Annotated in this window: 3 protein-coding genes; 2 read left to right on the top strand and 1 reads right to left on the bottom strand. The window is 60.5% G+C overall.

Features of this window, described 5'->3' with window-relative positions; genetic code table 11:
- Positions 1 to 3,471: DUF4082 domain-containing protein (locus BS629_RS02655; RefSeq protein WP_077987932.1), on the bottom strand; the 3,471-nt coding region annotated here is incomplete at its 3' end.
- A gap of 639 nt (positions 3,472 to 4,110) precedes the next feature.
- Here BS629_RS02655 and BS629_RS02650 point away from each other — a divergent pair.
- Positions 4,111 to 5,421: a polysaccharide biosynthesis/export family protein gene (locus BS629_RS02650; RefSeq protein WP_020572885.1), complete on the top strand. Its 1,311-nt coding sequence runs from the start codon at positions 4,111 to 4,113 to the stop codon at positions 5,419 to 5,421.
- An 80-nt stretch (positions 5,422 to 5,501) separates the two neighbouring features.
- Positions 5,502 to 7,010 carry an O-antigen translocase gene (locus BS629_RS02645; RefSeq protein ID WP_018247116.1) on the top strand — a complete coding sequence of 503 codons (1,509 nt, stop codon included), beginning with the start codon at positions 5,502 to 5,504 and terminating at the stop codon, positions 7,008 to 7,010.
- The last annotated feature ends 26 nt before the right edge of the window (positions 7,011 to 7,036 follow it).

Raw genomic sequence — 7,036 nt, 5'->3', positions numbered from 1 at the left:
GCGGATCGCCGTCACCGTCTTGGTGTCACCGGCATCCGCATCGGTGTCGTTGGTCAGCACGTTGCCGCTCGCAACCACGCCACCCGAACCATTGGCGACCCCGCCCTTCTCGGTCGCATCACCCGCATCGGCAACCGCCGTCGGCGTCGTGTTCGAGCTCGGCGTGGTAAACATCACATCGACCCAATAGTTCGTCGACTGGTATGTGCTCGTTGGGAAGAGGCTGTTGCTGGCATAGCGGTAGACGCCGTTACCGCTGGCCGGCGCCGTGAGCGGACCGCTGGTTACGTTTGAGGTGAAGTAGCCGGTGGTCGATGAATAGTGGCCGACATTCGTATGGTAAGATGCCGTGTATGTCTGTCCGGCCGTAAGCGACACCGGGCTGGTGAAATATGCAGTCTGCCAGCCGCTGGCAGTCTCGTTCGTGAAGGTGAGGGTGGCAAGCTGCGTGCCGGTGCTCGACCATAAAGAACCCGTATGCGTGCCCGTATCGAGGTTGCCCTTGTAGAAACGAATGCCGGTGACCGTGCCTGCCACGGAAGTCTGGAATTTGACGCCGAGTTCAACGGCTGAGGTGTCGTTGGTGTTGACGACCGCTGGCGTCGCCGAACCGAAGAGAGAGGTGTAACTCGGCCCGCTGACGGTGACCGTTCGCCCCGCCGAGGGTGTTTCCAGGTTGACGTTATCGTCGACTGCGCGGGACCGGATGGTGTAGGTCCCCGCGGTCTGCGGCGACCAGGTATAAGTCCAATTCTCATCGCCCGTCGCCGGATGCCAGCTCGCCCCGTTGTCCGTGGAAACCTCGACCGCGGCGATGACTCCGCCTCCCGTATCGGTAGCGGTGCCAGTAATCGTCACTGTGGATCCAACGGTCGCCGTGGCGGGTACCGTGATGACCGAGATCGGTGCAGTATGGTCTGACGAAGCAGTCCCGGCAGTAAGCCCGGATTGCAGTGTCCCCGGCTGAATGCCCATGTCGGCAAGCAGATTGACCATTGCCTGCTGCACGCGAGGATCGGTCGCAGTCGCCTCGTTATCGTGATTGTTGCTCAGGCCCCATGTCCAATAGACCGTACCGGCGCCGAACACCAGCGCGCCGCTCGGCGCCCGATAGAGCGTCAGATTGTGGGTCGCGGTCGCATTGCCTGTCGTGTTTCCGTAGTCGAGCAAGTAGGTGCTGACCGGAAGCGTCGTCGATGACAGCTTGACGAGACCAGCCGGATCGAAGCCGTTGTCAGTCGCTTCGTCCCATTCGTAACCAAGATAGTTCTTGGTGAGCGTTGCCGTCTGGCCAGGCTGAAGATTGGCAACGCTCGTATTGCGCCAGAAGCGCAGATTGGCGTCGTCATATCCGACCGTGATCGCGGCGAGATTGCTGCCGACATCGTCGACCTTGAACAACTGTCCGGTCAGTGAGTTTTCCGGGTTTCCGCCGCCGATGGCAGGCGGGCTGAAGCGTGGATCGCGGAAGGTGCCGGTCCATTCACTGGAAGGATCAATGCCGCTGTTGGCCCAGGTCTCCTTGTAGGTGATCAGGGTGCGATAAGGCGTTCCGTCGGCGCTATAGGCATTGCCCCAACGGGTACGCCAATAGACCTCGTTACCGCTCCAGAACATGAGGTTGACCCCGGCATCGCGCGCGGCTTCCACATTGGTTCGCTGTTGACCGGACCAGTATTCGTCGTGCCCGGCATCGATATAGGTCTTGTGATTGAGCAACAGGCTGCCGTAGCGGTCGGCGTCGACACCCGACATGTAGGAAACATCATAGCCGTTCTGTTCCAGCCAGTAGATGCCTGCATATTCGGCGCCGAACAGATAGTCCTGCGGCCCGGCATAGGTGCCGACCCCGCCGCGGGTCGCAATCGGTCTGTTGTAGCTGACCGCATAGGCGCGGCCAGCACCCTGCCCCGTCGCCGGCCCGTTGCCTCCATAGAGGTTTGCGCCACCCCAGCCGTTGTAAGCTTGCCAGGTCTCGTCTGCCGTCTGGAACACGATGTCGCTTTGGCTGGCGTCGTCGCGCACGATGAACGGGATCTGATTTTCGCCAGAGGTGCCATCCTGACGCACGAGCTTGGCGATGTAGACGCCCGAGACGGCATCATCAGGCACCGTCCACGACGCCGAGACTGCCCAATTGCCGGCATCGACCGTGCCGGTTGTGGCATTACGCAACGGGTTGGGCTGCGTCTGCAACCCGGTATGCTGCATGGTCGCGACCTTGCGGGCGCCCATGCCGCCATAATAGCCGAGCCGATAGATGTCGATCCGGTAGTTGGTGGAATTGGTATTGATCTTGAAGCTGACCGTCTTGCCGTTGTCGACGCTGATGTCGGTCGCAAACCCTTCGATGTTGGTGCTGCCCGCACCGTCGATGCCCCACTCGCTCTCCGGATTGCCCTGCTTCTGGTTTTCCAGCACGATCGCGTTGCTGGCCGCCGCCGCAGCGGCCGCCAGATTTTGCGTCGTCAACGAGCGCTGCGCAGAAGGTTGAGGCGGCGTCGTCACCGAGCCGGAAAGGGTGCCGACACCCTTCGTGGTGGTGCCCTTTCCGGTCTCTCCGCCGCCGGGCAACGATCCGCTCAGGGCCGTTGATTCTGCCCACGTTGCGGACCCGCGCCAGCCCGAGAGAGGAGACAGGCTACGATCGAGAAGCGGGTCGCTGACCGAGGCGCCGATGGCCTTCTTGATCGTCTCCACATAGTCCGGCCCTTCGGTCAGCCTTGTTCCCGGCAACTGACCATCTTGCTGAAGCAAGGCGCCGCCATGGGCCCAATCGAGAATCCGCGTGGGGGAGGTAAAGTAGCCGCATCCGCACACACCAAAGGGCATGCCAAATGCCAGCGAATTAGCGCCAGCCTGGTGCGTCGTCGCCTGCGCTGACGGGCTCGATTCTAGAATGACGACCTTGCCTGAGTGCGCAAGCTCGCCCGTCACCGCGGCAGAACCCTGCCCCGAAACTGTCGTTGCAGGGCTTTGCGGCAGATACGCAGCGAGAGGATCGTCGCCTATGAAGCTCATTCCAGCGTAGGTGCGATAAAGGGATGATTGAGCCCCGAATGCAACTCCGTTCGCGTTCCGCTCGAAACCTGCCAAACCAGGCGTGTGGGCGGGCAACACTGACGCGGCAGTGTCGCGCCTTCGAACCCCGGTCTCGCGATTTGTTGCGGAAGCGTCGGGCAAGTGCAGCGATACGCGGGTGATATCGGCCCGAGCGTCTGGTTCACCGATCACGCCCACTCTATGTTCAGCGTCATGTTCGTTGAGCGCCGCCTTGTTGGGCGGATTGTCGACAAGGGTACCGTACTTGTTTCCATCCGCGGTCTGCACGGATGCCGCAAGTTGAGCACTGTCCTCGTGCCTTTCGGCAGGCTTGCGCGGCCTTCCCTTGCCGCCGATGGTCAGCCATCCGGGAATCAACGAATCCACTAGGAGTGAGCGCGAGGTCCACCGACGAGCGTTGCGATACATGGCAGGCACCTCCCGCGAGATTATCAGGATCGAATCTATGAGGACCGCTCGATACGCGGCCCTGAATTGTAGTCGAAAAATGAGAGAGTATATGCTACGCCTTTCGCTCTACAGGCGGCATCCTTTGGGCAACCGCCCTTGTTGCACGCCCACGTGATGGATAAGACGCGCGAAGATTTGCCGCTTGCTGTGCAAGGCTTGAAGCCGCATAGGCGGCTGAGATGGCGGCGTATTCGGTCGTCAAGATCTGGCACGAGAACGGCCCTGTGCCGCACCGCTGGCGCTGCTTCGAGTTGTCGAACGAAAGGCGCCGCCGCCGGTCAATATCGTCGTCCGGCAAAATTTGGCGATGCGAGCATAAAGGCTCTGCCGCAGGGGATTGCGGTTCTTCGAGGCTAGCGCACCCGAGGCGACGCCCTGTGTCGCGCCGAAGATATGTGTTTCTGCTCGATTGAGGCTTAAGCACTCTCCCCACCTCATCAATTGTGATTAGGCAAAGTAAACGACCTCCACCTTCCTCAAGGCTTCGCAAGGCTGCACACTAGCGATCTGGTTTCGGGCTTAGCGTCCGGCGTTCGAACAGCGCTTAAGGCATTGGACCAGCGTTTGTTGTAGGAGTTTTGTAGGCGAGACATGTACATGAATCTATCGCACCGCGCGCCTCGTGTGTTCTTTCGCGCGACGTCTGTCATCAGTGCACTCGTCCTTCTTGCCGGAGCGGTGTCGCCAGCTCTCGCCGATAGCGCCCCCTTGGCTCCGCAAACAAGAATCCGCCTGACGATCGTCCAATGGATAGCTTCCAAGGGGCAGTTTGAACGATGGGATGGGATTGGAGGCGACTATACGATCTCTGATGCGGGTGTAGTCTCCCTGCCCTTTCTGGGGTCGCTGTCGGTTGGAAATCTGGACAATGAGGAGCTCACCAGCGAGATCGGCAGGCGCCTTCAGGCGAAGATGGGTCTGGCTCAGGCACCTGCAGTGACCATCGACATTCTCGACTATCCCTCCATTTATGTCGTCGGAGACGTGGTGGCGCCGGGAGAGTACAAGTTTCGGTCCGGCCTCAGCGTCCTGCAGTCCCTGGCGATGAGCGGCGGCCCGTTGCGGGCTGCGGCACTGCAGCAATCGCAGACGATCAGACTTGCCGGGGATTTGCGGGAAATCGACCATTCGCTGCTGCGCAGCTCGGCAAAGCTCGCGCGTCTGCAAACGGAAATGGCCGGCGCGAAGGAAATCGTCTTTGATCCGCCGCCCACTGCCGATCGGCAATATGCCGAGAGTCTCTACCAGGAGGAGCGGGTCATTTTTCAGGCTCGTGCAAACGCGCTGGACAAGCAGTCGGTGGCTCTCGCCGAATTACGCAATCTCCTGACGGCGGAAATCGATACACTGGAAGAAAAGCTGAAAGGCTCGGATGACAATATCCGGTCGGTCGAAGAGCAACTGACGAGCGTGAAGACGCTGGTCCAGAAGGGCCTCACGATCACGTCACGCCAGATGGATCTGGAACGATTGCTCACCACCTATCGCTCCGACCGGCTCGACCTCGTGACGGCCATCATGCGGGGCCGTCAAGCGATCAACGAGACGACGCGAAATCTCGAGGGACTTTCCGATACTCGCCGGAGCGAGATCGCTTCCGAAGTGCAGGCGGAAAAGGCCAATCTCGATCAGCTCAAATTGAAGCGTGACACCACGCAACAACTGCTTCTCGAAGACCTGTCGAACGGCGCCAACGTGAATAGCCGCGTTGAAGAACTCCCCCTGACATTCCTCGTGAACCGGCGGGACAAGGGACAGGTCAATCAATTCCAGGCTTCCGAAACGACCGAGCTAGCACCGGGCGACGTGATCAGGGTAAGCCGGGGCCGCATCGCCGATGCGCCGTCTGAAGACGCCGCCGCGCTGCCTGTTCAGACAGAGGCCAATATCAGTCAGGTAAGCCGGTGATACGCAAAATGCATGTGCCACAATCGACCCCGCGGCGGGCGATTGAACGCCGGCACAGGATAAACAGCTAGGGGCATCCGATGACTTTGCGCATGACCCCACCCAGCAGCCAGACCTACACCCAGATCCTCAAATCGACGATGCTGATGGGCGGCGCTTCGCTCGTGAACGTCGCACTCAGCATTGTCAGAAACAAGGCTATGGCCGTCTTGCTCGGGCCGGAAGGCATCGGGCTTATGGGCCTTTATAGCTCGATTGTCGATATCGCGGCGTCTATCGCGGGTCTGGGCGTCGGCGGCAGTGGCGTGCGCCAAGTCGCGGAGGCAGCCGGCACCGGCGACGCAGCCAGGATTGCCCAGTCGGCGACCGTACTGAGACGCATATCGGTAGTGCTGGCGCTGCTTGGCGCGCTTTTTCTTGCCGCATTGGCATATCCTGTCTCACGTTTCACCTTCGGTGATTATCAGCACGTCGGTGGCATTGTGCTGCTGTCGCTCGCTGTCTTCTTCCGGCTGGTGTCTGCGGGGCAGAGCGCATTGATCCAGGGCATGCGCGGCATTGCGGATCTTGCCCGCATCAGCGTGCTTGCCGGGCTTTTCGGCACGGCTGTCAGCATCCCGCTGATCTATCTGTTCGGCCTGCAGGCGATCGCACCATCGCTCGTCGTGATCGCGGCCGCCTCAATCCTTCCGACCTGGTGGTACAGCCGGCGGATCTTCCCAAATCCCTCCCCCATGTCGGCGCGCCAGTTTGGTCGGGAAGTGTCGGCACTGCTGAGGCTCGGCTTCGTCTTCATGGCAAGCGGGCTCCTGACTTTCGGCGCAGCCTATGCCATCCGCCTCATCGTGCTGAAGGAGGGCGGCGTGATGGCGGCCGGACTGTATCAAGCGGCCTGGGGCCTCGGCGGTCTATACGCCGGTTTCATCCTGCAGGCCATGGGAACGGATTTCTATCCCCGCCTGACCGCAACGATCGACAACAATGCCGAATGCAATCGACTGGTCAATGAACAGGCGGAAATCAGCATGCTGCTTGCTGGCCCCGGCCTGCTGGGCACGCTGACACTCGCGCCGCTGATGATGACCCTGTTTTATTCGGCGGAATTTCATGGTGCGGTCGATCTTCTGCGCTGGATCTGCCTTGGAATGATGCTGCGGATTATTTCCTGGCCGATGGGTTTTATCGTCGTGGCGAAGCATACGCAGGCGATTTTCTTCTGGACGGAGGTTGCGGCGGCAGTCGTGCACGTGGGGCTTGCCTGGCTCTTCGTATCGCTGCTCGGTACGCAAGGAGCCGGCATGGCGTTTTTTGGCCTCTATGTCTGGCACAGCATCCTGATCTATCTGATCGTGCACAAACTGACCGGGTTTCGCTGGTCCGCCGCCAATCGCAGACACGCGCTGCTTTTTTTGCCCGCATCGGGACTGGTGTTCCTGATGTTCTCGATCTTGCCGCTATGGCCGGCAACGGCGATCGGCTTCGTCGCCGTCGTTCTCTGTGGACTTTATTCGCTGCGCATGCTGATCGACCTGCTTCCGCCGGAGTCCGTGCCAGCAGCTATCCGCGGATGGATCACCAAATCAGCATGACGAACAATGCGCGCATCCGGAGATGC

Source organism: Rhizobium leguminosarum bv. viciae USDA 2370, from assembly GCF_002008365.1.
GTDB classification, from domain to species: Bacteria; Pseudomonadota; Alphaproteobacteria; order Rhizobiales; family Rhizobiaceae; genus Rhizobium; species Rhizobium leguminosarum.
Note: the sequence above shows the minus strand (reverse complement) of the source record. Positions and strands in the feature narration are given on the sequence as shown.

Excerpts from the sequence above, each read along its gene's own strand:
- BS629_RS02650 (WP_020572885.1), top strand. The coding sequence starts at position 4,111 with ATGAATCTATCGCACCGCGCGCCTCGTGTGTTCTTTCGCGCGACGTCT.
- BS629_RS02645 (WP_018247116.1), top strand. The coding sequence starts at position 5,502 with ATGACTTTGCGCATGACCCCACCCAGCAGCCAGACCTACACCCAGATC.